This is a genomic window from Rhizobium sp. LCM 4573 (genome assembly GCF_001854865.1).
Lineage (GTDB): Bacteria > Pseudomonadota > Alphaproteobacteria > Rhizobiales > Rhizobiaceae > Neorhizobium.
The window spans coordinates 56,405-79,473 of the sequence record NZ_MDDW01000002.1 but is presented as its reverse complement, the minus strand read 5'-3'; the positions used below and the strand labels follow the sequence as shown (position 1 = coordinate 79,473).

Sequence of the window (23,069 nt, the reverse complement as noted above, 5' to 3'; positions counted from 1 at the left end):
GTACGCCTCAATCCCATCAACTACTTACCCCCTTTCTCATCCCCGCTCTTCAAACCTATGCCTACAATTACCCCGTTCCGTCGCGGATACACCGGCAGGCGTGCCGGCGAGGCGGAACCGGCGCGGGTCATGAGGGTCAGACGCAAAACCTCATGATCCGGGTCCGCGGAAAATGGTCTCCCTCCGGCGACACGGGGGAAGCGGATTGGTTACGGACCGGCCAACCGCTTCTGATGCCCGAAAGAGCGCGCCGGGCGTGCCTGTGCGGCACACATGGTGGCCCGATGGATGGTTTCGCCGAATTTTCATAAGTCCGCCGAGAACATCGGAAAACCGGCGGCGGCCGTCTGGATTGTTGGCGATAAGTCGGTTCGCCCGTGGTCCGGATGGTCAGACGAACACCGTCCGGAAAGGCCACGGCAGAGAGACCGAAGTCGCGGGCATAAACCGCCGAACGGGGCGCTGAGAGGTGTCACCTAAAACTAAAACTTACGAGGCAGCTTTCAGCGCCCCGTCCGACTTGAAAATATCGAGATCGCCAAGGGAGGAGTCTGTTCGCTCAACCTTGGGCTAAACCGGAGGACCACCCGGGGATGACTAAAGCCCTTGTTCTCCTGCGAGCAGTCCTCGGGTTCAACCCGAGGAGAGGCCCGTGGAGCGCCGTGCCACCTGAGCCCTTATGCCTTCGCCCTCACGCCCCATCCAGCGCCATCGTCAGATCGGCGATCAGGTCGTCCGGATGCTCGATGCCGATCGAAAGCCGGATGGTGCTGTCCAGCACGCCGATCCGCTCGCGCACCTCCGCCGGCACGCCGGAATGGGTCGTGGTCGCCGGATGGCTGGCAAGCGATTCCGTGCCGCCGAGGCTCACCGCCAGCTTGAAGATCGCAAGCGCGTTCAGGAAGCGGAAGGAGGCCGGCTGCCCGCCTGCGATGTCGCCCAGGATATCGAAAGAGAAGGTCGAGCCGCCGCCGGTGCATTGCCGGGCGAAAACCGCGCCGGTCGGCGAGGCCGGGTCGTCGAAGGGCAGGTAATGCAGCTTCTCGACCTTCGGGTGGCTCCACAGGAATTCCGCCACCGCCTGGGCGTTGGCGTTCGCCTTTTCCATGCGCAGCGAAAGCGTCTCAAGCGAGCGGCCGAGCATCCAGCAGGAATGCGGGTCGAGCTGCGTGCCGATCGCCCCGCGCAGCGCCTTCGCCTGCTTTATAATGGCCTTGGAGCCGAGCGCGGCACCGGCGATCAGGTCCGAATGGCCGCCGACATATTTTGTCAGCGAATAGAGCGAGATATCCGCCCCGTGCTCGATCGGCCGCTGGAAGACCGGGCCGAGCAGCGTGTTGTCGCAGGCGATGACCGGCGTGTGGCCCTGCTTCCTGCCGATCGCATCGGCCACCCGGCGCATCATCGCCACGTCCACCAGGCTGTTTGTGGGGTTGGCGGGCGTCTCGATCAGGATCACCGAGACGCGGCCCCTGGCCATCGCCTCCTCGGCGGCGGCGGAAACCGTCTCCTCGTTCACCCCGTCCGAAAAGCCCACCGCCTCGACGCCGAGATTGTGGAAGGTCTTTGCCAGCAGCGTTTCGGTGCCGCCATAGAGCGGCTGGGAATGAAGGATGCTGTCGCCGGGCCTCGCGAAGGCCAGAAGCGTGGTGGCGATCGCCGACATGCCGGAGGAAAAGAGCGCGCAGCTCTCCGTCTGCTCGTAGACGGCCATGCGGTCCTCGACGATCTCGCTGTTCGGGTGGTTGAAGCGGGAATAGACGAGCCCCGCTCCCCTGCCGGGCGGCGGCTCCTTGCGGCCGGAAACGAAGTCGAAGAAGTCGCGGCCCTCTTCCGCCGAATGGAAGACGAAGGTGGAGGTGAGAAAGACAGGCGGCTTGACCGCGCCTTCCGAAAGCTCCGGGTCGTAGCCGTAGTTCAGCATCTGGGTTTCGGGGTGGAGCTTGTGGTTGCCGATATGCGTCTTGGAGGGATGCGGCGCCGTCATGATCTCTCTCCTGCGGTGAGAAGCTGCCATGAAAGTGAGATAAGCGCTCGGCGGCGCCTGCCAAGATGGGTTCCGGGTCACGTCTTCGGCAGTCCGCGCTGCGCCACGCTCGCCGGGAGCCGGGAATGTCCATTGCATACCATTGACATCAAGCCGTAACCTTTATAGAAATCCTATGAACTGGTAAGGCCAGCTTACCAGTTGCGCGCCGAAGGAGAGCGGCGTCGCGAGGAGGGTTCATGTTCACTGTGGTGGAATCGCGCCGCCTTTACCGGCACGTCGCGGACCAGATGCGCAGCCTGATCGAGCGGGGGGAGTTCGCCGTCGGCGAAAAGCTTCCGGCCGAGCGCGACCTTGCCGAAATGCTGTCCGTCTCCCGCCCCACCGTCCGGGAAGCCCTGATCGTGCTGGAAGTCGAGGGCTTCGTGCAGATCCGCATGGGCTCCGGCGTCTATGTGCTGCGCCGGGCCGAGTCCGTTGCCCTTTTCCAGCCGGAAGATGTCGAAGGTCCCTTCGAGCTTCTGCGTGCCCGCGCTATCGTCGAGTGTGCGATCGCGGAGGAGGCCGCCCGCGTCGCGCGGCCTGACCACATTGCCGCTCTCGATGAAAACCTCGCCCGCATGGCCGCTTCGCTGCATGACCGTCCGGCAGCGCTAGCGCTCGACCGGGCCTTTCATGTCGCCGTTTCCGGCATCATCGCCAATGCGACGCTGAACCGTTTCGTCGGCGAGATCCACGATCTGAGGCTGACCGCCTATTTCGAGCGCCTTGCCAGCCATTTCGAGAACCCGGAAACCTGGCGCGAGGCCATGGAGGAGCACCGGGCGGTGCGCGATGCGATCGCCGCCGGCGATCCGGAGACCGCGCGAAAGGCCATGCGCATCCATCTCGACAAATCGCAATCGAGACTGTCCGAAAGCTTCGGCGAGGAGCCGGCGGACAACATCAAATCGGCCGGACAGCCAAAACTGGCCGGCCGGCAGTAACCCGCATGAGAAACTGACTTCAAACCCGGGAGGAATGAAAATGAAGTACAGATTGACCAGCATCCTCGGCGCCGCCGCCGTTGTCCTGACCTCGGCGCTTGGCGCCCACGCTCAGACAACGCTGAAATGGGCGCATGTCTATGAAACATCCGAGCCGTTCCACACTGAATCCGTCTGGGCCGCCGGGGAGATCGCCAAGCGCACCGAAGGCCGCTACAAGATCGACGTCTTCCCGGCCTCTCAGCTCGGCAAGGAAGCGGATATCAACCAGGGCCTCAAGCTCGGTACCGTCGATATCATCATCTCCGGCTCGAGCTTCGCATCGCGCGAATATCCGCCGATCGGCGTCACCTATTTCCCCTATATCTTCCGCGATCCGAGCCATCTGATCGCCTATACCAAGAGCGACGTCTTCAAGCGCCTCGCCGAAGGGTATGAGGAAGCCTCGGGCGGCAACCACATCACCGCCGTCACCTATTATGGCACGCGCCACACCACCTCGAACAAGCCGATCGCAAAATGTGCCGACATGGCCGGCCTGAAGATCCGCGTTCCGGACGTTCCGGCCTATCTCGCCATGCCGCGCGCCTGTGGTGCCAACACTACGCCGATCGCGTTTGCCGAAGTCTATCTCGCGCTGCAGAACGGTACGGTCGAGGCCCAGGAAAACCCGCTGACCACCATCGAGGCGAAGAAGTTCTACGAAGTCCAGAAGAACATCGTACTCACGGGCCATATCGTCGACCACCTGAACACGGTTGTTTCCAACATGCTGTGGTCGAAGCTCTCGGACGAGGACAAAAAGATCTTTACGGAGGTCATGCAGGAAGCGGCCGAGCGGGCCACCAAGATCGTCGAGGAGCGTGAAAACGCCCTGGTCGCCAAGTTCAAGCAGGATGGCCTGACCGTCACCGAGGTCGACAAGTCCGATTTCGAGAAGACCGTCATGGAAAAGGTCGCCCTGGAGGACTTCGGTTACAAGAAGGAAGACTGGGAAGCCATCCGCGCCGTCAAGTAACGCCATGCGACGCCCGGCGCCATCCCGCCGGGCGTCCGCCCACCTTTCCGAATTTGGCGGAGTTTTCCGAATGAATGAACAGCAACACGCTCCGATCAGCGTCGAAGAGATGGCGCATTCCTTCGAGGAAGAAGTCGGCCCGGTCGATCTTTCTCCCTATGCGGTGGAAGACTGGATCAACATGGCGGTCTTCTGGGGCATGGCGGCCTGCGTCTTCCTGCAGTTCTTCACCCGTTACGCGCTCAACAACAGTCTGGCGTGGACGGAAGAAATGGCGGCGAACTGCCTCGTCATCCTCGTCTTTCTGGGTTCGGTGATGTGCGTGCGCATGGCCCGGCACATCCAGGTGGACCTTCTCTACAATTTCCTGCCGCACAGGGTCGGGCGCATCCTTGAGCTCCTGGTCGATTTCATCGTCATCGGCTTCTTCGCCTACACGACCTGGCTGATGTGGCGCTATATCGCCATCGTCGGCAACGAGCGCATGGTCACGGTAAACCTGCCGCGCGGCTACGTCTTCTACACCGTGTTCGCAGCCTTCGCGCTCATGCTGGCGCGCTCCGTCCAGAACTTCGTCAAAGACATGATCAACGAAAAAACCGTTCGCGAAAAGGCGAGCGAAACCGGCGTACAGGGGATCTGACCACATGCTGCTTCTCATCGGATCCTTCCTGGCTCTCATGATCATCGGCGCGCCTGTCGCCGTCTCGCTCGGCGTCTCGTCGCTGCTCTATCTGGTGATCTACGGCGTCGCGCCCGATATCATCGCCGCCCAGCGCATGATCGCCGGCGTCGAAAGCTTTCCGCTGATCGCGGTTCCCTTCTTCATCCTCGTCGGCAACCTGATGAACATCGCCGGCGTCACGGGCCGCATCTACAAGTTCGCGCTGTCCCTCGTCGGCTGGATGAAGGGCGGTCTCGCCCAGGTCAACATCATCGGTTCGGTCGTTTTCTCAGGCATGTCCGGCACGGCGCTTGCGGATGCCGCCGGCATCGGCACGATCGAGATCAAGGCGATGAAGGATCACGGCTATCCGGTGGAAGCCGCCGTCGGCGTGACTGCCGCATCGGCCACTCTCGGCCCGATCTTTCCGCCGTCTCTGCCTTTCGTCATCTACGGCATGATGGCCAATGTCTCGATCGGCGCGCTGTTCATGGCGGGCATCCTGCCGGGCATCGTCATGACGCTCCTGATGATGCTGACCGTCTTCATCTTCGCCTATCGCAAGGGCTGGGGGTCGGACACGCCGTTCGAGCTGAAGAAGCTCATGTCGGCCTCCCTGGAAATCGTCATCGTTCTCTGCTTCCCGGTGGCGGTCTATCTCCTCGTCCTGGCCGGTCTGTCCATCAATATCGCGGTGCTGATCGCGCTCGTCGCCCTCATCGCGCTCGACTGGTACTACGACTTCTCGGCGGTGATGGCGCTGATGGCGCCGGTGCTCCTGATCGGCGGCATGACCATGGGCTGGTTCACCCCGACGGAAGCGGCGGTCGCGGCCGTCATCTGGTCGCTCTTCCTGGGGCTGGTGCGATACCGTACCATGACCCTGAAGACCTTGGCCAAGGCCAGTTTCGATACGATCGAGACCACGGCATCGGTGCTGTTCATCGTCACCACCGCGTCGATCTTCGCATGGCTTCTGACGGTCAGCCAGGCGGCCCAGCTGTTCTCCGATTTCATGTTCTCGCTGACGGATAATTGGTGGACTTTCCTGATCATCGTCAACATCCTGCTGCTGATCGTCGGGGCCTTCCTCGATAYGATCGCTGCGATCAGCATCCTGGTTCCGATCCTGATGCCGATTGCCGCGCGATACGGGATCGATCCGGTGCATATGGGCCTGATCTTCACGCTGAACCTGATGATCGGCCTGCTGACCCCGCCGATCGGCATGGTGCTCTTCGTGCTGTCGCGCATCTCGAAGCTTTCGGTGGAGCGGACGGCGCTCGCAATCCTGCCCTGGATGACGCCGCTGTTCATCGCACTGATCCTGATAACCTTCATCCCGGCGATCACGCTCTGGCTGCCGACGCAGCTCGGGCTGATCAAGTAAGGATTGAAGAGATGCGCACGCGACTGGCACGTCTTCACGGCCAGCGGGACCTCAAGATAGAGGAGGCGCCGGTTGTGGCGCCTCGCGAAGGCGAGGTGCTGCTGAAAATGGCGGCGGGCGGCATTTGCGGCTCGGACCTGCATTACTATCAGRACGGCGGCTTCGGTCCCGTCCGGGTGCGGGAGCCGATCATTCCGGGCCATGAGGCGGCGGGCTATGTGGAGGCTCTGGGGCCGGGCGTTTCCGGCCTCAAGGTCGGCGATCTGGTCTCGGTCAATCCGAGCCAGCCCTGCGGCCATTGCCGCTTCTGCGGTGAGGGTCTGGCGATCCACTGCCTGAACATGCAATTCATGGGAAGCGCCATGCGCCTTCCCCACGCGCAGGGCATGTTCCGCGACTGGCTCGTGGTGCCAGTGATCCAGTGCCATCCGGCCGGCGAGACGGTCAGCGCCGGTGAGGCGGCCTGCGCCGAGCCGCTGGCGGTCTGCCTGCATGCGGTGGCACAGGCGGGCAATCTGTCAGGCAAGAAGGTGCTCGTCACCGGCGCGGGGCCGATCGGCGCCCTGGTAGTGGCGGCGGCGAGCCATGCGGGAGCTTCCGAAATCATCGTCACCGATCTCATGGATGCCGCGCTGGAGCGTGCGGTTGCCATGGGTGCGAGCCGCGCCATCAATGTCGCGAAGAACCCGGAAGAGTTGGCCGGGTTCGAGAAGGACAAGGGCCAGTTCGATATGGCCTTCGAATGCTCGGCGGCTGGCCCTGCGATCCGCAGCGCGATCGCGACCGTCAGGCCGCGCGGGCTGATCGTGCAGGTGGGCGTCACCGGCGATATGCAGGTTCCGCTCAATGCGCTGGTCGGCAAGGAACTCCGCTGGATCGGATCGCAACGTTTCGACAGGGAGTTCGCGATGGCTGTCGACCTGATCGGACGACGGGAAATCGACGTGCGGCCGATCATTTCCCACACATTTCCGATCACCGAGGCGGTTGCCGCCTTCGAGCAGGCGGGGGATCGCTCCGCCGCCTGCAAGGTGCAACTCACATTCCTGGCCTGAAAAGCATTTCAAGGATAATCCGATGAGACATACATGGCGTTGGTTCGGCCCGGTCGACAAGGTAACCGTCGAGGATGCGGCGCAGGCCGGTGCGAGAGGCATCGTCAGCGCGCTGCATCACATTCCCACGGGAGATGTCTGGCCGGTCGAGGAGATCGCGAAACGCCATGAAGAGATCAAGGCGGGCGGCCTCTTCTGGGATGTCGTGGAAAGCGTGCCCGTCTCCGAAAGCATAAAGACGCAGACCGGCGAATGGCGGAGCCACATCGCCAACTGGCAGGAGTCGCTGCGCCGCCTTTCGGCCTCGGACATCCGCACCGTCTGCTACAATTTCATGCCGGTGCTCGACTGGACCCGCACGGACCTGCGCTGGACGGCTCGCCACGGCGCCAAGGCCATGCGTTTCGATCTCATCGATTTCGTGGCCTTTGACATCCATCTCCTCCAGCGCCCCGGTGCGAAAGAGGATTATGACGAGGCGACGCTGGAAAAGGCGGCGAAGCGTTTTGCTGAAATGCCGGAGGAGCGGCGCTCGGCGCTGTCGAAGAACATCGGCGCCGGTCTGCCGGGCTCGGCGGACGGCTACACCCTGCCGCAGTTGCGGGAGCATCTGGCGACCTATTCCGGCATCAGCCGCGAGAAACTCCAGCAGCATCTCGTCGATTTCCTCTCGGAGGTGACGCCGGTGGCGGAACAGGTCGGCATCAATATCTGCGCCCATCCGGACGATCCGCCGTGGGCGCTGCTCGGTCTGCCGCGCATTCTGTCGACTGAGGAAGACTATGCACACATGCTGCGGCAGGTGGATAGCCCCGCCAATGGCGTGACCTTCTGCACCGGCTCGCTCGGAGCTCGCGCCGAAAACGATCTGCCGGGCATGGTCGAGCGTCTCGCGCCGCGCATTCACTTCGTCCATCTGCGCAACGTCCACCGGGAAGAGGAGGGCACGCCCTGCTCCTTCTATGAGGACGAGCATCTGGAAGGCCATACCGACATGGTCGCCGTCATCGCCGAGCTGCTGAAGGAAGAGAAGCGGCGGCGGGCGGAAGGCCGCGCCGATCACGAAATCCCGATGCGGCCGGACCACGGACAGGAAATCCTTGATGACCTGAAGCGCGGTGCCCAACCCGGCTATCCGGCCATCGGTCGCCTGAAGGGACTTGCTGAACTTCGCGGCATCGAGCGCACGCTCTCCCACAGCGAATACGGGCTTTGAACATGGACCGTCTTTCCGCCTCCACAGAGTTCGCCGGCCCGGTCATCTCGCCGGCCTATGACCGCAAGGCGCTTCAGCCCGRCATTCTGCATATCGGCCTCGGCGCGTTCCATCGCGCCCATCAGGCGGTCTACACGGATGCCGCGCTGGCCGAGGATTTCGGCCCGTGGGGCATCGTCGGCGTCAGCCTCCGCTCAGCCGATATCGTCCGCGAACTCAACGAGCAGGACGGGCTCTATTCTGTCGTCACCCGCAGCGGCGCTGGCGAAAGCGTGCAGGTTGTCGGCTCGATCGTCAGGGGTCTGGCGGCGGCCGAGCAGCGGGACGAATTGCTCGGCTTGCTTGCCGATCCGCAGATCAAGATCGTCACCATCACGGTGACGGAGAAGGCCTATGGCCTCGATCCGGTGAGCGGCGGGCTCGACCGGAACCATCCTTCGGTGAAAGCCGATCTCGAAAATCCATCCGCGCCGATCGGCATTCTCGGCTATCTCGTGGCGGGGCTCGCAAGCCGCAAGGCTGCCGGCCTGCCGCCTTTCACCGTGCTCTGCTGCGACAACCTGCCGACCAATGGCCGTATCGTGCGGCGTCTGGTGATCGAGATGGCGGGCGCCAACGATCCGGCGCTCGCCACCTGGATATCGGAAAAGGGAGCGTTCCCGTCGAGCATGGTGGACCGAATCGTGCCGGCCGCGACCGGGGAAAGCCGCGCCCGCGCAACCGCAATGCTCGGCGTCGAGGATCGGCAGTCGCTGGAAACCGAGCCCTTCATGCAATGGGTGATCGAGGATCACTTCATTTCCGGCCGCCCGAAATGGGAGGCTGGCGGCGCGCTCTTCGTGGATGACGTCGAGCCTTACGAGAAAATGAAGCTTCGGCTCCTCAACGGCGCGCACTCGATGATCGCCTATCTCGGCCAGCTGAAGGGTCTGGAATTCGTGCGCGACGTCATGGCCGTGCCGGAATATGCGCAATTGGCGCGGCGGCATATGCAGGCGGCGGTGAAGACGCTCGACCCGGTGCCCGGCATCGACCTCAAGCATTACATCGATGAGTTGATCGAGCGCTTCGCCAATCCGACCATCGCGCACCGGACGCGCCAGATCGCCATGGACGGCACGCAGAAACTGCCGCAGCGCATCTTCGCTGGCACGGTGGACGATCTCGCGGCGGGCCGCGATGCCGCCTCCTTCGCCTTCGCGACGGCGCTCTGGATCGCCTACGCGAAGCGGACCCCGGATATCGACGACCCCCGCCGCGAGCAGGTTCGGGCGGCTGCCGCGCAAGTCTCGCCGGATGATCCTTCCGCACCGTTCTTTGCTCTGCCCGGATTGTTTCCGCAGGCGCTGATCGGGAACCGCGGATGGCGGGATCTGGTGAATGCGGAGCTTGCGGAGATCGAGGCGGGTCGCATCTGACAGCTACGCACTTTGCCCCTCACCCTAACCCTCTCCCCGCCTGCGGGGAGAGGGGACGAGGCTCATGCTGTGTTTGAGATTGCGGAAACGGTGCGGCATATCCCTTCTCCCGCGTTCGACTGGAAGAAGTTAGCCATCCTCGACACTTGAGAAGGGTTTGGGCGAGTGTCACGCGTGTCCTTYTCCCCGTCAGAACGGGGAAAAGGCGCCGGCAGTCGATGAGGGCAGACCCTGAAATTACCCCCTGAACGTGTAGTCCGCGATCGACTGCGGCTTCATCTCGATCGAGAACCCCGGCCGTAACGGCGGCATGTAGGCGGCGTTGCGGATGACGCAGGGATCGACGAAATGCTCGTGCAGATGATCGACATACTCGATCACCCGGCCTTCCTTTGTGCCGGACACGGCGACATAGTCGATCATCGAAAGATGCTGGACATATTCGCAGAGACCGACACCGCCGGCATGCGGCCAGACGGGCAGATTGTATTTCGCGGCGATCAGCAGCACCGCCAGCACCTCGTTCAGCCCGCCCATGCGGCATGAATCGATCTGCACGATATCGATCGCGCCCTCGGCGATGAACTGCTTGAACATGATACGGTTCTGGCACATCTCGCCGGTCGCGACCTTCACGGGGCCGATCGCCTGACGGATCTTGCGGTGGCCGGCGACATCGTCGGGGCTGGTCGGCTCCTCGATGAAGAAGGGCTTGGCGAAGGCAAGCTTCTTCACCCAGTCGATCGCCTGATCGACCTCCCAGACCTGATTGGCATCGATCATCAGGTAGCGGTCGGGGCCGATCACCTCGCGGGCGATGGTGAGCCGCCGGATATCGTCCTCAAGGTCGCGGCCGACCTTCATCTTGACGTGGTTGAAGCCTGCATCGACAGCTTCCTTGCAAAGGCGGCGCAGCTTCTCTTCCGGATAGCCGAGCCAGCCTGCCGAGGTCGTGTAGCAGGCATAACCCTCGCGCTTCAGCGTCTCGGTCCGCTCCGCCTTGCCGGCCTCGGCCTTTTTCAGGATGGCGACGGCTTCCTCGCGGGTCAGAACATCGGTGAGATAGCGGAAATCGACGATATCGGCGATTTCCTCGGCCGAAAGCTCCGAGACGAGCTGCCAGACGGGCTTGCCCTGCTGTTTGGCCAGAAGGTCCCAGAAGGCGTTGACTACCGCGCCGGTCGCAAGATGCATGGCGCCCTTGTCCGGGCCGATCCAGCGGAGCTGGCTGTCGCTGGTCAGGTGCCGCCAGAACTTGCCGGGGCTGGCGCGGAAGGCTTCGAGTTCCTGCCCGACGACCAGGTGGCGCATGGCCTTGATCGCCATGCAGCAGATGTCGTTGCCACGGCCGATGGTGAAGGTGAGCCCATGGCCCGCCAGTCCCTCGCTATCGGTATCGAGGATGACGTAAGCCGCCGAATAGTCCGGGTCCGGGTTCATCGCGTCCGAACCGTCGAGGCTCTGCGAAGTGGGAAAGCGCAGGTCGAAGACGCGGAGATCGGTGATGCGGGTCATAGGTCTCTCTTTATGGTGGGGTCAAATGGTCCAGCCGCCGTCGATGGCGAAGGCCTGGCCGGAAGTGTAGGTTGCGCCGGCGATATAGACCGCGAGATCGGCGATCTCCTCCGGCGTGCCGAGCCGGCCCATGGGCTGGCGGGCGATGAAGGCGGCGCGGGCTTCCTCGTAATTGCCCTGGGCGCGCATGCGGTCCTGAAGCGAGGGGCTTTCGACCGTCCCGGGGCAGATGCAATTGCAGCGGATGCCCTGCGTGACGTAATCGGCGGCGACGGCCTTGGTGAGGCCGATCACGGCGGCCTTGGTGACGCCGTAGGCGAAGCGGTTCGGAACGCCCTTCACGCTGGAGGCGACCGAGGACATGTTGATGATCGAGCCGTCCTTCTGCTCCAGCATGCCCGGCAGCACGGCGCGGATGGTGCGGATCATCGCTTTCACGTTGAGGTCGAAGGCGAATTCGAGGTCGCTATCCTTCATTTCGAGGATCGAGCCGCCATGCACGACGCCGGCGCAATTGAAGAGGATATCGACCTTGCCGATCTTCTCGACCGCCGCCTTGACCGCCGCCTCGTCCAGCACGTCGAGCCTCGTCGCCGTGAGATTGGGGAGCTTCGGCAGTTCGGCGAGTGCCTTTTCGTTGATATCGGTCGCATGAACCGTGGCGCCGGCCTTGGCGAAGGCGATGGCGCTGGCGCCGCCGATCCCTTGCGCGGCGGCGGTGATGAGTACGGTCTTTCCTTCAAGCGTCTTGGTCATTCTATCCTCGATCTTGTCCAGTCGGTCCGGCGGTCAGTCGTGATGGAAGACCTCTTCCATCATCGCCCACCATTCCCCTTCCTTACGGCTTTCCAGCGGCTTTTGGCAGGGGATGGTGAAGGACCACCATTCCTGATTTTTCGGATCGGCGGCGATCTTCGCCATGTCGGCCTCGAAATCCGTGCCGTGATATTCCCAGGTGCCGAAGAGCAGGTTTTCCGGCTCACGCAGGAAGATCGTGTAGTTCTTGATGTTGGCGCGGCTGATGAGGTCGAGCACCTCCGGCCAGACGGCGGCGTGCAGCCGCTTGTATTCGGCGATCATGTCCGGCCGCACGCCGATCACCATGCCCATGCGCTGCATCGCTCGTCTCCTCAGACTTCCACCAGCGCCTTGACGACGCCGGCGGCGGGATCGGTAAGGCCCGCGAAGCGCTCCGGCACGTCGGCAAGCTTCATGCGGTGGGTGATCAGCGCCTCGGGCACCTCGCCGGCGCGCATCGCCTCCATCACCCGCTCGAAATCGGCGGGTGTCGCGTTGCGGCTGCCGAGCAGGGTCGTTTCCCGCTTGTGGAATTCGGGATCGGAGAATGTGATGTCGCTCGCGACGATCGAGACCAGCACATAGGTGCCGCCATGGCCGACGAGCGAGAAGCCGCGCTCGATGGCCTTCGGATTGCCGGTCGCATCGAACACCACGTCGAAGAAATCGCCGTTGGTGATCTCGGAAAGCTCCTCCACATCGCCGGAGCCGAGCTGCACGGCATGCGCCGCGCCGAGATGCGTCTTGCCGAATTCCAGCCGGTCGGCGCGGCCATCGATGAGCGTCACCTCGCCGCCGTTGAGGCGTGCGAAGATCGCCACCGCCATGCCGATCGGGCCGGCGCCGACGATCAGCACCTTCTGGCCCGGCTCGACCCCGGCGCGGGCGACCGCATGGGCGCCGATCGCCAGGAATTCCACCATAGCGGCCTGATCGACGGATAGGCCTTCCGCCTTCAGCACGAACTGCTCGGGCAGGGAGAGATATTCCGTCATGCCGCCATCGCGGTGGACGCCGAGCACGCCGATATTGCGGCAGCAATTGGTCTTGCCCTTGAGGCAGGCGCTGCAACGGCCGCAGGAGATGTAGGGAATGATCGAAACCGTGTCGCCCGCCTTGAGGCGGCTGCCGGCCGGCGCTTCCTCGACGGTTGCGGCGAGCTCGTGGCCCATCACCCGAGGATAGGAGAGATAGGGCTGGTTGCCGGTGAAGATGTGGAGATCGGTGCCGCAGACGCCGATCCGGCGGAGTTTGACCAGAACTTCGCCGTCGCCGCGAGCCGGTTTCGGGCGGTCGATGGCGGAAAGCTTGCCGGGGGAATCGCAGATGATGGTCAGCATGATTTCAACCTGTCAGGAAGCGGATGGGTGGGAGGCGCCCAGCCGATAAAAGGATTTGGCATTGCCGCCGAAGACGGCGTCGTGATGTTCGGCCGGCACGATATCGAGGCATTGCGCGAGCCAGCTCTGGTAATCGCCGGCGAGCCGGAGCACCGGCCAGTCGCTGCCCCAGATCACCCGATCCGGGCCGAAGAGATCGAGGATGGTTTCGGCATAGGGCCGGATCGCCTGCGGCTTCTGGTCTCCGGCTTCGGTCAAAAGGCCGGAGAGCTTGCAGCGAATGTTCGGCAGCGCCGCGAGCGCCTTCATCCGCGAATGCCAGTCGACAAAGAGGCCCTCCGCGATCAGCGGCTTGGCGCCGTGGTCGATCACGATCGGAAGCTCCGGATGACGCCGGGCAAAGGACAATAGGAGCGCAAGGTGGCGGGGCAGCACCAGCGCATCGAAGACCAGCCCATGATCGAGCATGGCGGCGATGGCCGGATCAAGTGACGGATCGTCGATCCAGCCATCCTCGGCTATGTCCTGCAGCATCGGCCGGAAACCTTTCAGCTTCGGATGCCGCGCCAGCCGGGCGATATTGGCCGGTGCGCCGGCTGCCTTGAGGTCCGTCCAGCCGACGACGCCGAGGATGAAGGGATGGCGATCGGCAAGCTCGAGCATGAAGGCCGTATCGGCTTCATTCTCCATGGTCTGCACCAGCACGGTTCCATCGACTTTTGCCTCGGCAAGGATCGGTTCGAGATCCTCCGGCATGAAATCGCGATGGATGGCGGCAAGCTCCGCCGGCGGCCATTGGCCCACCCGGTCGGCGATCCGCCAGAAATGCTGGTGCGCGTCGATCCGCATGAGGTCAGGCTCCGTCGCCCGGAACCGGCGCGCCTTCCGCGATCAGCCCGCGTTCCTTGAGCCGTGTCCAGAAGGAGGCTGGAATGGTTTCGGAGAACCAGTCGACATTCGACTTGATCTGCTCGGCGGTGCGGGCGCCGGAAACCACGGTGACGACGGCGGGATGGGCGAGCGGGAATTGCAGGGCGGCTGCCTGCATGCTGACGCCTTCCGCCTCGCAGGCCGCGTGCAGCGCATCGACGCGGGCGATCATTTCGGCCGGCGCGTCGGCATAGTTGAACTTCTTGTTGCCGGCGAGAATGCCGGAATTGAAGGGGCCCGCCACGACGATCGCCACGCCCTTTTCGGCGCAGTCGTCCATGAAGGCGAGGCTCTGCTGCTCGAGCAGCGTATAGCGGCCGGCGAGCATCGAGACGTCGATGTCGAAGACCTGCATAGCGTCGCGGATGATCTCCCATTCGTTGACGCCGAGGCCGATGGCCTTCGCCGAACCCTCATCGCGCAGCTTGCCGAGCGCGCGGAAGCCGCCGCCCGCCGTCAACTGGTCCCAGTAGTGCTCGTGGCGGTCGCCATGGGTCATCCGACCGATATCATGGATATAGAGGATATCCGGTTTCAAAATGCCGAGGCGCTGCTGGCTCGCCTCGAAGGAGCGCATGATGCCGTCATGGCTGTAGTCGTAGACCGGCCGGAACGGCAGCGGCTCGACATAGCCGTCCTCCTCGGGGCCGACCGTCTCGTCCGGCGTCATCACCCGGCCGACCTTGGTGCTGAGCGTGTAGCTCTCGCGCGGCAGGTCTGTCAGCATGGTGCCGAGCCGCCGTTCCGAGCGCGTGAAGCCATAGAAGGGCGCGGTGTCGAAATAGCGGATGCCGGCATCCCAGGACGCCTTGAACGCGCCGGCAGACTCCTCATAGCTCGTCTTGCGATAGAGGTTTCCCATCTGCGCGCAGCCGAGGCCCATGAGGGTGACTTCGACCGGGCGGCGGGGCAGGGCGCGTTTTTCGGCGACGTTCATCTGCAAATCCTTGGGATTGAAAAGGGGCACGCGCCATTCGCGACGCGTGCCCAGCTGGGAGGATCAGTAAAGGACGTTCTTGGCTTCCGGCTTGTCGATATTGTCCTTGGTGACGACGACCACGCCGGTATCGACGAACTTCTCGACTTTTTCCTTGTTCATGACCTTCTTGACGGTCTGGATGCCGAGTTCGCCCATCTGGAACGAGCCCTGGACTGCGATGCCGGCCAGCGTGCCGTCCTTGACGAATTCCTGAAGGTCCTGGTTGCCGTCGAAGCCGATCGCGACCACCTGGCCGGCCTTGCCGGACTGTTTCAGCGCGCGGCCCATGCCGATCGCGGTCGGCTCATTGGCACCGAAGATGCCCTTGAGGTCGGAATTGGCAGCCAGAACGTCGGTCGTCTGGTTGAGCGCGGTCGCCATCTGGGACTGCGAGTAGAACGGGCCGACGATCTCGAGCTTCGAATTGGCCTTGATGTAGTCCGTGAAGCCGCCGACGCGGCCGATTTCGGAACCGGCACCCGCCACGTAGGACATGACGGCGATCTTGCCTTCGGTGCCGACTTTTTCGATCAGCGCCTGGGCCGCGAGCTCGCCGGCTTTCTTGTTATCGGTGGCGAGGAACGACTGGTAATACTGCTCGGAGCCTTCGGCCAGCATGGAGTCGATGATGACGACCGGAATGCGGGCTTCCCATGCCTTCTTCACGGCCGGGACGAGAGCATCCGGATCGGACGGGGCGAGCACGATGCCGGAAACACCGCGGTTGACGGCATTTTCGACCATGTTCACCTGGTCGGCGATCGCGGATTCGGCGGCCGGTCCCTGGAAGGTCATCGTATCCGAGCCGCCGGCCTCCTTCATGGCGGCATCGGCTCCCTTCTGGACGTTCTGCCAGAAGGTGGAATTCACGGTCTTGACGATGACGGCGATTTCGCCGGCCTGAGCCGGGATCGCGGCAAAGGCGATCGCGGATGTCAGCAGCGCGGCTGCAAGTTTCTTCATTTCTTCCTCCTGCTTCGATTGGCCTGACCGGCCGGTTTTCGGGAGCTCCTCACTCCCTGTCACTCTTTCTGTATGCCGCGGAAAAAGGTCCGCGTTGCCCTCTCTTCACCGGCGGTTGCGCAGCTGGTCGATCCAGACGGTGACCAGGATGACGAGACCGATGATGATCTGCTGTGTGAAGGCGGAGACGCCGTTCATGTTGAGGCCGTTTCGAAGAATGCCGATGACGAAGGCGCCGATCGCCGTGCCGGAAATCGTGCCGACGCCGCCGATCAGCGAGGTACCGCCGATGACGGCGCTGGCGATCGCGTCGAGCTCGTACATCACGCCTTCGTTCGGCTGGGCGGTGACGAGGCGTGACATCAGCACGCAGCCCGTGAGACCCGCCAGCGTGCCCGACAGGATATAGGTGAAGCTGACCACCCGGCTGACATTGACGCCGGAAAGGCGCGCGGCATCGGCATTCGAGCCGACCGCATAGATGTGCCGGCCRAGCACGGAACGGTTCAGCATGAAGGAGACGGCGATCGCGATCACCACCATCAGGATGACCGGGTAGGGGATGCCGGGGAATACTACGGTCGGAAAGCCGTCGTCGCCGATGTTGACGATGCGCAGGAAAGAGCCGTTGCCGAGCACGCCGAAGGACTCCCCGAGGCCGGAGACGGCACGGGCGCCGGTGATTTCGAGCGCCACGCCGCGGGCGATCAGCATCATGCCGAGGGTGGCGATGAAGGGCGGCAGTTTCAGCCGGGTGACGACGAAGCCGTTGATCCATCCGCAGAGCGAGCCTGTCAGGATGCCGAGCAGCATGCCGACGGGAACCGGCATGCTCCATTCCTTGACGGCGAGCGCGGCGACCACGCCGGAAAGCGCCAGCACCGAGCCCACGGAAAGATCGATGCCGCCGGTAATGATGACGCAGGTGGCGCCGATGCCGAGAAGGGCGATCGAGGTGACTTGCAGAGCCACCGTCATGCCGTTGTTGACGGTGAAGAAGGCGCTGCTCGTGAACGAGAAGACGGCGATCAGCACGAAAAGGCTGCCGAGCGCGGCAAACTTCTGGATGATGTCCTTCTGCCGGTCGTTCAGCGAAACGCTCTTCTGCTTCGGAGTTTCGGTAATCTCAGCCATGCTCTGCCTCAATTCGAACGCGCGTAGCCGGACGCGTATCGCATGATTTCTTCCTGGTCGGTCTTGCGGGTCTCGAGAATGCCGGTGATGCGCCCGTTATGAAAAACCGCCACCCGGTCGGTCATCCCGAGGATTTCCGGCAATTCAGAACTGATGAGGACGACGCCGATGCCTTCGGCCGCGAGCTCGTCCATGATCTTGTAGATCGCGAATTTGGCGCCCACGTCGATGCCGCGGGTGGGTTCGTCGAAGAACAGCACCCTGGATTTGCGGAACAGCCACTTGCCGATGATGATCTTCTGCTGGTTGCCGCCGGAAAGCAGCCGCACCGGCTGCTTGATCGAGGGCGTGCGGATGTTGAGAAGGTTCACATAATCCTTCGTGACCTTCTCGTGCTTGGCGAAATCGATGAGGCCGAAACCGTTCGAGACCTCGTCCATGTTGGCGAGCGTCATATTGGCGTCGACCGGCATCTTCACCGCCAGGCCTTGCGCCTTGCGGTCCTCGGAGAGATAGGCGATGCCGGCGGCGATCGCATCGCGCGGCGAACTGATCGAAAGCGTCTCGCCATGCAGGGTCACCGTCCCGGTATCGAGCGGATCGGCGCCGAAGATAGCGCGGGCGACTTCCGTGCGGCCTGCACCCATCAACCCGGCAAAACCGAGGATCTCGCCACGGCGGAGCGTGAAGGAAACATCGCGGAACAGCCCGGCGCGGCTGAGCCCCTCCGCCTTGAAGATGACGTCCTCGGAGGGCGTGGAGGTACGGTCCGGAAATTTGTCTTCGAGCGAGCGGCCGACCATGCGCGCGACGATGGCGTCCACTGTCGTGGCGGCAAAGTCGTCCGTCGCGATATAGCGGCCGTCACGCAGCACCGTAACGCGATCGACGATTTCCGCCATCTCGTCCAGCCGGTGGGAGATGTAGACGATGCCGACGCCGGCGGCTTTCAGATCGCGGATGACCTTGAAGAGCAGCCGAGTTTCCTGCTCGGTGAGCGAGGACGTCGGCTCGTCCATGATGAGCACTTCGGCATCGAGCGAGAGCGCCTTGGCGATCTCCACCATCTGGCACTGGGCGACGGAAAGGCTGCGGACCGGCGCATCGGGATCGATATCGACCTCGAGCCTGTCGAGACAGCGCTTCGCATCGGCCTTCAGCTTCTTGCGGTCGACGAGGAAGCCCCGCCTTGGCTCGCGGGCGAGATAGATGTTTTCCGCGACCGAGAGATGCGGAACGAGGTTCAGTTCCTGATGGATGATGGCGATGCCGGCGGCTTCCGATTCCAGCGGTGAGGAGAAGCTGCGTTCCTCGCCCTTGTAGACGATCCTGCCTGCATTGGCCTGATAGACGCCGCTGATGATTTTCATCAGGGTCGACTTGCCGGCGCCGTTTTCGCCGCAGACCGCATGCACCTCGCCGCGCCGCAGGTCGAAATGCACGTCGGAAAGCGCGCGCACGCCCGGAAATTCCTTGGTAATGCCGTCGAGCCTCAGCAGCGGCTCGCCTGTTGCGCCGTGGCTGGGCGCAGGCGAATGGGCTGGCGCGTGCATGCCGTGACCGGCTGATCCTCCCATGAACTCCCTCCCGTGCGGCTATGGCCTTGAACAGCCGGACTAGCTCCACCCGCCGGCTTTTGCCTATTGGTTAAACCCGATGACTGAACTGGTCAAGCCAATTATCTTAGAGAGGAGGGTGAGTGCTGCGGCGCAGACCTCAGATGGTTGGGTATCTGGATAAATATCCTTGTAAATCAACCATATGTTTTCATCCTTGCTCTCGCCCGACACAATGGCTATGGTAAGGCCACGTTATCCAGCGCGGCAAAAAGATGAACGGATCGATCAAGGCGGCGGAGCCGCGAAGGCTGTATCAGCAGATCGCGGACCAGATCCGCACGCTCATCAATGGCGGGCATTTTCCGGCCGGGGCGCGGCTGCCGGCGGAGCGCGAGCTTGCCCAGCAACTCGGCGTTTCGAGGCCTTCGCTGCGCGAGGCGCTGATCGCGCTCGAAATCGACGGCAGCGTCGAAATCCGCATGGGATCGGGCATCTACGTGACGGCCGAGCCCGAGCGCCGCACCTGGCAGACCGGCTCCATGGGCGAAAGCCCGGTGGAGCTGATGGAGGCGCGCGCGGCCGTCGAGGGAGCCGTGATTTTGGCTGCAGCGGCGAGGGTCACGCCCGAGGGGCTGAAGTCGCTTCGCCAGATCCTCGATACCATGCGCGTCGAGATCGAGGCGGGCCGCAAGCCGCTCGATCAGGACCGGCTCTTCCATCTGACGGTCGCCACCCAGAGCGGCAATTCGGTGCTGGCGCATATCGTCGGGGATCTGTTCGACGAGCGGCACAGCCCGATCTCGGCGCAGATCAGGACGCGTTTCGAGACGCCGGACACCTGGCATCGGGCGCTGGAGGAGCATGAGGCGATCTATGCGGCGCTGGAGGCGCACGATCCGCTTCTCGCCCAGGCGATGATGCATGCGCATCTGGAGGAATCGAAGCGCCGCTGGATGGAAAACGAGCCGCGTTGAATTCTCAGCGCGCATTTCGAAGCGACAGACAAAAAATCCTCCGGGGAGGAGGGAGCGAACATGGACGTAATGACATCGCCGATCATCATTCTCAACGCAGCCGACGACGTCGGTGTCGTGCGCCGCTCCGTGCAGCCGGGCCAGCCGGTCGGCTACGGCGACCTCACCGCGCGCGAGCTGATCGGCCGCGGCCACAAGGTGGCGATCAAGCGCATCCCGTCCGGTCATGAGGTGAAGAAATACGGGCAGGTGATTGGCCTTGCCACGCAGGATATCGAACCGGGCAGCCATGTGCATCTGCACAACCTCGCCATGCTGCCCTCCGAGCATGAGCACCAGTTCAGCGTCGATATCGAGGAAAAGGGCATGCTGCCGGAAAGCGAGCGGCGCACCTTCATGGGATACGATCGCGGCATCGGCGGCGCCGGCACGCGCAACTATATCGGCATCATTTCCTCGGTGAACTGTTCCGCCACCGTCTCGCGCTACATCGCCGACTACTTCAACCGGATGGGCGGGCTGGAAGGCTTCGGCAATGTCGATGGCGTCGTGGCGCTGACGCATGGCGGCGGCTGCGYGCTCAACAACAAGTCGGAAGGCTACAGGCTGCTGATCCGCACCATCCAGGGCTATGCGCGGCATCCGAATTTCGGCGGCATCCTGATGATCGGGCTCGGCTGCGAGACCAACCAGATCGCGCCGATCCTCGAGCATTACCGGATGGAGGAGGGCGACCGCCTTCGCACCATGACCATCCAGCAATATGGCGGCACGAAGAAGACGATCGACGCGGCGATCGAAATCATCAAGGAAATGCTGCCGGCGGTGAATGCCGCAAAGCGCACTCCGCAGCCTCTCTCCAAGCTCAAGCTGGCGCTCGAATGCGGCGGCTCGGATGGCTATTCCGGCATTTCCGCCAATCCGGCGCTTGGATACGCTTCCGATCTCATCGTCCGTCACGGCGGCACGACGGTTCTTTCCGAAACCCCGGAAATCTACGGGGCCGAGCACCTTCTGACGCGCCGCGCCGTGACGCCGGAAGTGGCGCAGAAGCTTCTGCAGCGGATCGAATGGTGGCGGGACTATACCGCCCGCAACGGCGACGAGCTGAACAACAACCCCTCGCACGGCAACAAGCTCGGCGGGCTGACCACGATCCTCGAAAAGTCGCTGGGCGCGGTCGCCAAGGGAGGTTCCATGCCGCTGAAGGCGGTCTACGAGTTCGCCGAAACGGTGACGGAGCCCGGCTTCGTCTTCATGGACACGCCCGGCTATGATCCGGTCGCGGTGACCGGGCAGGTGGCGGGCGGCTGCAACGTCATCTGTTTCACCACCGGCCGCGGCTCCGTCTCGGGCTTCAAGCCGGCCCCTTGCATCAAGATCGCCACCAACTCCGAAATGTACGAGCACATGAAGGAGGACATGGACATCAACTGCGGCGGCATCGTCACCGGCGAGGAGACGATCGAACAGTCGGGGACGCGGATATTCGAGGATGTGATCGCGGTGGCTTCGGGTAAGAAGACGCTGAGCGAGATCTACGACTATGGCGACAACGAATTCGTGCCGTGGCAGGTCGGTGCGGTGACGTGAGGTCACGCTGCTGGATTGCGGAAAAGTCTCTCGATTGACGTCATCCTCGTCCTCGGGTTTAACCCGAGGACGAGGATGACGTCGAGCAAGAGCATAACGTCCAGAAGGTCTTTAGCTTTGGAAATTTTAAGAGCGGCGGCCTGAGTCGTCGCCCTGAGAATTTGCGTTCGATCTGCAAAGTCACCTTACCTGATGACCATCTGCTGCGGCTTGGCGTGTTCCGCGCGCGCCTCGGCCGGCTGCTGGACGCCGATGYCGAAGAGCTTGTCGCGTTCTCGCCAGAGCGCGGGCAGCGCGAGAAGTGCGACGCCGACCAGGGCGATGGCTGTCTTGGTCACCTGGCTGAGTTCCGGCGAGCGGCCATCGAAATAATAGACCRCATAGACGATCGCCACGTGCCAGACATAGACATAGAGCGAATGGCGGCCGAGAAGCTGCAGGAACCGGATCGAGAAGACCCAGGTGATCGCCGCGGCCACTTTCTGCACCCAGTTGCTCGGATGCTTCGGGCCGGCGACCAGAAGCCAGGTGACGAGCGCTGCCACGGCGGCGAAGTTCAAGAGATAGACCGGACCGAAATCGGCACGGATTTCCATCGTGGCGAACTTGCCGACCATGAAGCCGGGCATCAGGTTATGCGCCGTGATGATGCGCAGCGGTAGGAAGAACAGCACGATCAGCAGCGCCATCTTTGGGATGAAGGTGTTTTCGGGCGTCAGGATCTTCTTCCAGTCGATCTTGCCGGTCGCGGTCATCGCACCCAGCACGAGGGCCGAATAGAAGACGATCTGCCAGCCGAGCAGGTTGAACGACACGCGAATGYCCTGGTCGTCCGCGCCCATGACGAGCTGATTCAGTGGGCCGGTGACGACCTGCTGCAGCCCGAGCTGCCCCGCCATCCAGACGATGATCGAGCCGGCGAGCACATAGGCCCATTTGTCCTCGAGCACGAGCTTCACCAGCATCGGCGCAAACAGCATGTAGATGACGTATTGCGGCAGGATGTCCATGAAGGTCGGTTGGAACAGGAAGGTCGCGATCGCGGCGAGCCGCAGCGGATCGTCGAAGGTCGTATAGCCGAGCCAGTTGAACCAGATCGTATAGGCGCCGGGCAGGAACATCTGCGCCACCATGACGGCGATCACGATGCCCATCGCATAGCGATAGAGTTCGAAGGCGCGCGCATAGATCAGCTGCTTGCCCATGGCATAGCCGTTCTTCGCCATTTTCTTGGCGTAGACCATGCCGATCAGCAGGCCGGACAGGAAGACGAAGCCCTGGGCATCCTCCACGAAGGCAAGCTGGTTGTGATTGATGCTCACCAGCCAGTAGCCGCCGGCGAAGACGAGATGGTTTATCAACATGAAAACGAGGAAGTAGCCTCGCATACCATCAATAATATCAAAGCGCTTCATCGTTTCGCGGTCTCCATTTTTGCCGTACCGAAGGCTTGGGAGCGCCGCTCGGTTCGTAAGGCCTCTGTGGGCCAGGGTTACGCGCCTAAACGTCACGAAACCGGGAGGGTTCCGCCTTACGACGGTTTAGGCAAT

The 23,069-nt window shown here is 63.0% G+C and carries 20 protein-coding genes; 9 read left to right on the top strand and 11 right to left on the bottom strand.

Annotation, left to right across the window (positions count from 1 at the left end; genetic code table 11):
- Positions 1–691 precede the first annotated feature (691 nt).
- Entirely contained in the window at positions 692–1,987 is a 1,296-nt protein-coding gene (locus LCM4573_RS05585; protein ID WP_071005279.1) for a cystathionine gamma-synthase family protein, read from the bottom strand.
- 239 nt (positions 1,988–2,226) lie between these two features.
- Here LCM4573_RS05585 and LCM4573_RS05580 point away from each other — a divergent pair, with 239 nt between their 5' ends.
- From LCM4573_RS05580 to LCM4573_RS05550, 7 genes are all read left to right on the top strand, one after another.
- Positions 2,227–2,973, top strand: a complete 747-nt coding sequence (locus LCM4573_RS05580) for a FadR/GntR family transcriptional regulator (protein ID WP_071005278.1) — start codon at positions 2,227–2,229, stop codon at positions 2,971–2,973.
- Positions 2,974–3,013: 40 nt separating this feature from the next.
- A complete protein-coding gene (locus LCM4573_RS05575; protein ID WP_071005277.1) occupies positions 3,014–3,991 on the top strand; it encodes a sialic acid TRAP transporter substrate-binding protein SiaP in 978 nt (325 codons plus the stop codon).
- A gap of 70 nt (positions 3,992–4,061) precedes the next feature.
- Complete coding sequence (locus LCM4573_RS05570) at positions 4,062–4,634, top strand: TRAP transporter small permease (protein WP_071005276.1); 573 nt, start codon at positions 4,062–4,064, stop codon at positions 4,632–4,634.
- A gap of 4 nt (positions 4,635–4,638) precedes the next feature.
- The gene (locus tag LCM4573_RS05565) at positions 4,639–6,045 is read left to right on the top strand and encodes a TRAP transporter large permease (RefSeq protein WP_071005275.1); all 1,407 of its coding nucleotides are present in this window, start codon (positions 4,639–4,641) and stop codon (positions 6,043–6,045) included.
- Between the two features lie 11 nt (positions 6,046–6,056).
- Positions 6,057–7,100 (top strand): L-idonate 5-dehydrogenase, encoded by a 1,044-nt coding sequence (locus LCM4573_RS05560; protein ID WP_071005274.1) that lies wholly within the window; start codon positions 6,057–6,059, stop codon positions 7,098–7,100.
- Between the two features lie 22 nt (positions 7,101–7,122).
- Entirely contained in the window at positions 7,123–8,316 is a 1,194-nt protein-coding gene (gene uxuA / locus LCM4573_RS05555; RefSeq protein WP_071005273.1) for a mannonate dehydratase, read from the top strand.
- 2 nt (positions 8,317–8,318) lie between these two features.
- Positions 8,319–9,734 carry a mannitol dehydrogenase family protein gene (locus tag LCM4573_RS05550; protein ID WP_071005272.1) on the top strand — a complete coding sequence of 472 codons (1,416 nt, stop codon included), beginning with the start codon at positions 8,319–8,321 and terminating at the stop codon, positions 9,732–9,734.
- 237 nt (positions 9,735–9,971) lie between these two features.
- Here the strand turns inward: LCM4573_RS05550 and LCM4573_RS05545 are convergent, their stop codons facing one another.
- From LCM4573_RS05545 to LCM4573_RS05505, 9 genes are all read right to left on the bottom strand, one after another.
- Complete coding sequence (locus tag LCM4573_RS05545; protein ID WP_071005271.1) at positions 9,972–11,249, bottom strand: L-fuconate dehydratase; 1,278 nt, start codon at positions 11,247–11,249, stop codon at positions 9,972–9,974.
- A 21-nt stretch (positions 11,250–11,270) separates the two neighbouring features.
- Positions 11,271–12,005 carry an SDR family oxidoreductase gene (locus tag LCM4573_RS05540; protein WP_071005270.1) on the bottom strand — a complete coding sequence of 245 codons (735 nt, stop codon included), beginning with the start codon at positions 12,003–12,005 and terminating at the stop codon, positions 11,271–11,273.
- A 33-nt stretch (positions 12,006–12,038) separates the two neighbouring features.
- Entirely contained in the window at positions 12,039–12,368 is a 330-nt protein-coding gene (locus tag LCM4573_RS05535) for an L-rhamnose mutarotase (protein ID WP_071005269.1), read from the bottom strand.
- Positions 12,369–12,379: 11 nt separating this feature from the next.
- Entirely contained in the window at positions 12,380–13,387 is a 1,008-nt protein-coding gene (locus LCM4573_RS05530; protein WP_071005268.1) for a zinc-binding alcohol dehydrogenase family protein, read from the bottom strand.
- Between the two features lie 12 nt (positions 13,388–13,399).
- Positions 13,400–14,236: an amidohydrolase gene (locus LCM4573_RS05525; protein ID WP_071005267.1), complete on the bottom strand. Its 837-nt coding sequence runs from the start codon at positions 14,234–14,236 to the stop codon at positions 13,400–13,402.
- Between the two features lie 4 nt (positions 14,237–14,240).
- Positions 14,241–15,254 (bottom strand): aldo/keto reductase, encoded by a 1,014-nt coding sequence (locus tag LCM4573_RS05520; protein ID WP_071005506.1) that lies wholly within the window; start codon positions 15,252–15,254, stop codon positions 14,241–14,243.
- A 63-nt stretch (positions 15,255–15,317) separates the two neighbouring features.
- Entirely contained in the window at positions 15,318–16,259 is a 942-nt protein-coding gene (locus LCM4573_RS05515; RefSeq protein ID WP_071005266.1) for an ABC transporter substrate-binding protein, read from the bottom strand.
- A 105-nt stretch (positions 16,260–16,364) separates the two neighbouring features.
- Positions 16,365–17,393, bottom strand: a complete 1,029-nt coding sequence (locus LCM4573_RS05510; protein ID WP_046794200.1) for an ABC transporter permease — start codon at positions 17,391–17,393, stop codon at positions 16,365–16,367.
- An 8-nt stretch (positions 17,394–17,401) separates the two neighbouring features.
- Complete coding sequence (locus tag LCM4573_RS05505; protein WP_071005265.1) at positions 17,402–18,946, bottom strand: sugar ABC transporter ATP-binding protein; 1,545 nt, start codon at positions 18,944–18,946, stop codon at positions 17,402–17,404.
- Between the two features lie 278 nt (positions 18,947–19,224).
- Here LCM4573_RS05505 and LCM4573_RS05500 point away from each other — a divergent pair, with 278 nt between their 5' ends.
- Together LCM4573_RS05500 and LCM4573_RS05495 are read left to right on the top strand one after the other, a co-directional pair.
- Entirely contained in the window at positions 19,225–19,926 is a 702-nt protein-coding gene (locus tag LCM4573_RS05500; protein WP_071005264.1) for a FadR/GntR family transcriptional regulator, read from the top strand.
- 60 nt (positions 19,927–19,986) lie between these two features.
- Positions 19,987–21,519 (top strand): UxaA family hydrolase, encoded by a 1,533-nt coding sequence (locus LCM4573_RS05495; protein ID WP_071005263.1) that lies wholly within the window; start codon positions 19,987–19,989, stop codon positions 21,517–21,519.
- Between the two features lie 185 nt (positions 21,520–21,704).
- Here LCM4573_RS05495 and LCM4573_RS05490 read toward each other — a convergent pair whose 3' ends face one another.
- On the bottom strand, positions 21,705–22,934 hold the full coding sequence (locus tag LCM4573_RS05490) for an OpgC family protein (protein ID WP_071005262.1): 1,230 nt from the start codon (positions 22,932–22,934) through the stop codon (positions 21,705–21,707).
- Between the last annotated feature and the right edge of the window lie 135 nt (positions 22,935–23,069).

Bases quoted from the DNA above. Each gene is read 5' to 3' on its own strand.
- LCM4573_RS05505 (WP_071005265.1), bottom strand. From the start codon at position 18,946: ATGCACGCGCCAGCCCATTCGCCTGCGCCCAGCCACGGCGCAACAGGC.
- LCM4573_RS05500 (WP_071005264.1), top strand. From the start codon at position 19,225: ATGAACGGATCGATCAAGGCGGCGGAGCCGCGAAGGCTGTATCAGCAG.
- LCM4573_RS05535 (WP_071005269.1), bottom strand. From the start codon at position 12,368: ATGCAGCGCATGGGCATGGTGATCGGCGTGCGGCCGGACATGATCGCC.
- uxuA (WP_071005273.1), top strand. From the start codon at position 7,123: ATGAGACATACATGGCGTTGGTTCGGCCCGGTCGACAAGGTAACCGTC.
- LCM4573_RS05575 (WP_071005277.1), top strand. From the start codon at position 3,014: ATGAAGTACAGATTGACCAGCATCCTCGGCGCCGCCGCCGTTGTCCTG.
- LCM4573_RS05525 (WP_071005267.1), bottom strand. From the start codon at position 14,236: ATGCGGATCGACGCGCACCAGCATTTCTGGCGGATCGCCGACCGGGTG.
- LCM4573_RS05520 (WP_071005506.1), bottom strand. From the start codon at position 15,254: ATGAACGTCGCCGAAAAACGCGCCCTGCCCCGCCGCCCGGTCGAAGTC.
- LCM4573_RS05515 (WP_071005266.1), bottom strand. From the start codon at position 16,259: ATGAAGAAACTTGCAGCCGCGCTGCTGACATCCGCGATCGCCTTTGCC.
- LCM4573_RS05580 (WP_071005278.1), top strand. From the start codon at position 2,227: ATGTTCACTGTGGTGGAATCGCGCCGCCTTTACCGGCACGTCGCGGAC.
- LCM4573_RS05585 (WP_071005279.1), bottom strand. From the start codon at position 1,987: ATGACGGCGCCGCATCCCTCCAAGACGCATATCGGCAACCACAAGCTC.
- LCM4573_RS05530 (WP_071005268.1), bottom strand. From the start codon at position 13,387: ATGCTGACCATCATCTGCGATTCCCCCGGCAAGCTTTCCGCCATCGAC.
- LCM4573_RS05570 (WP_071005276.1), top strand. From the start codon at position 4,062: ATGAATGAACAGCAACACGCTCCGATCAGCGTCGAAGAGATGGCGCAT.
- LCM4573_RS05545 (WP_071005271.1), bottom strand. From the start codon at position 11,249: ATGACCCGCATCACCGATCTCCGCGTCTTCGACCTGCGCTTTCCCACT.
- LCM4573_RS05540 (WP_071005270.1), bottom strand. From the start codon at position 12,005: ATGACCAAGACGCTTGAAGGAAAGACCGTACTCATCACCGCCGCCGCG.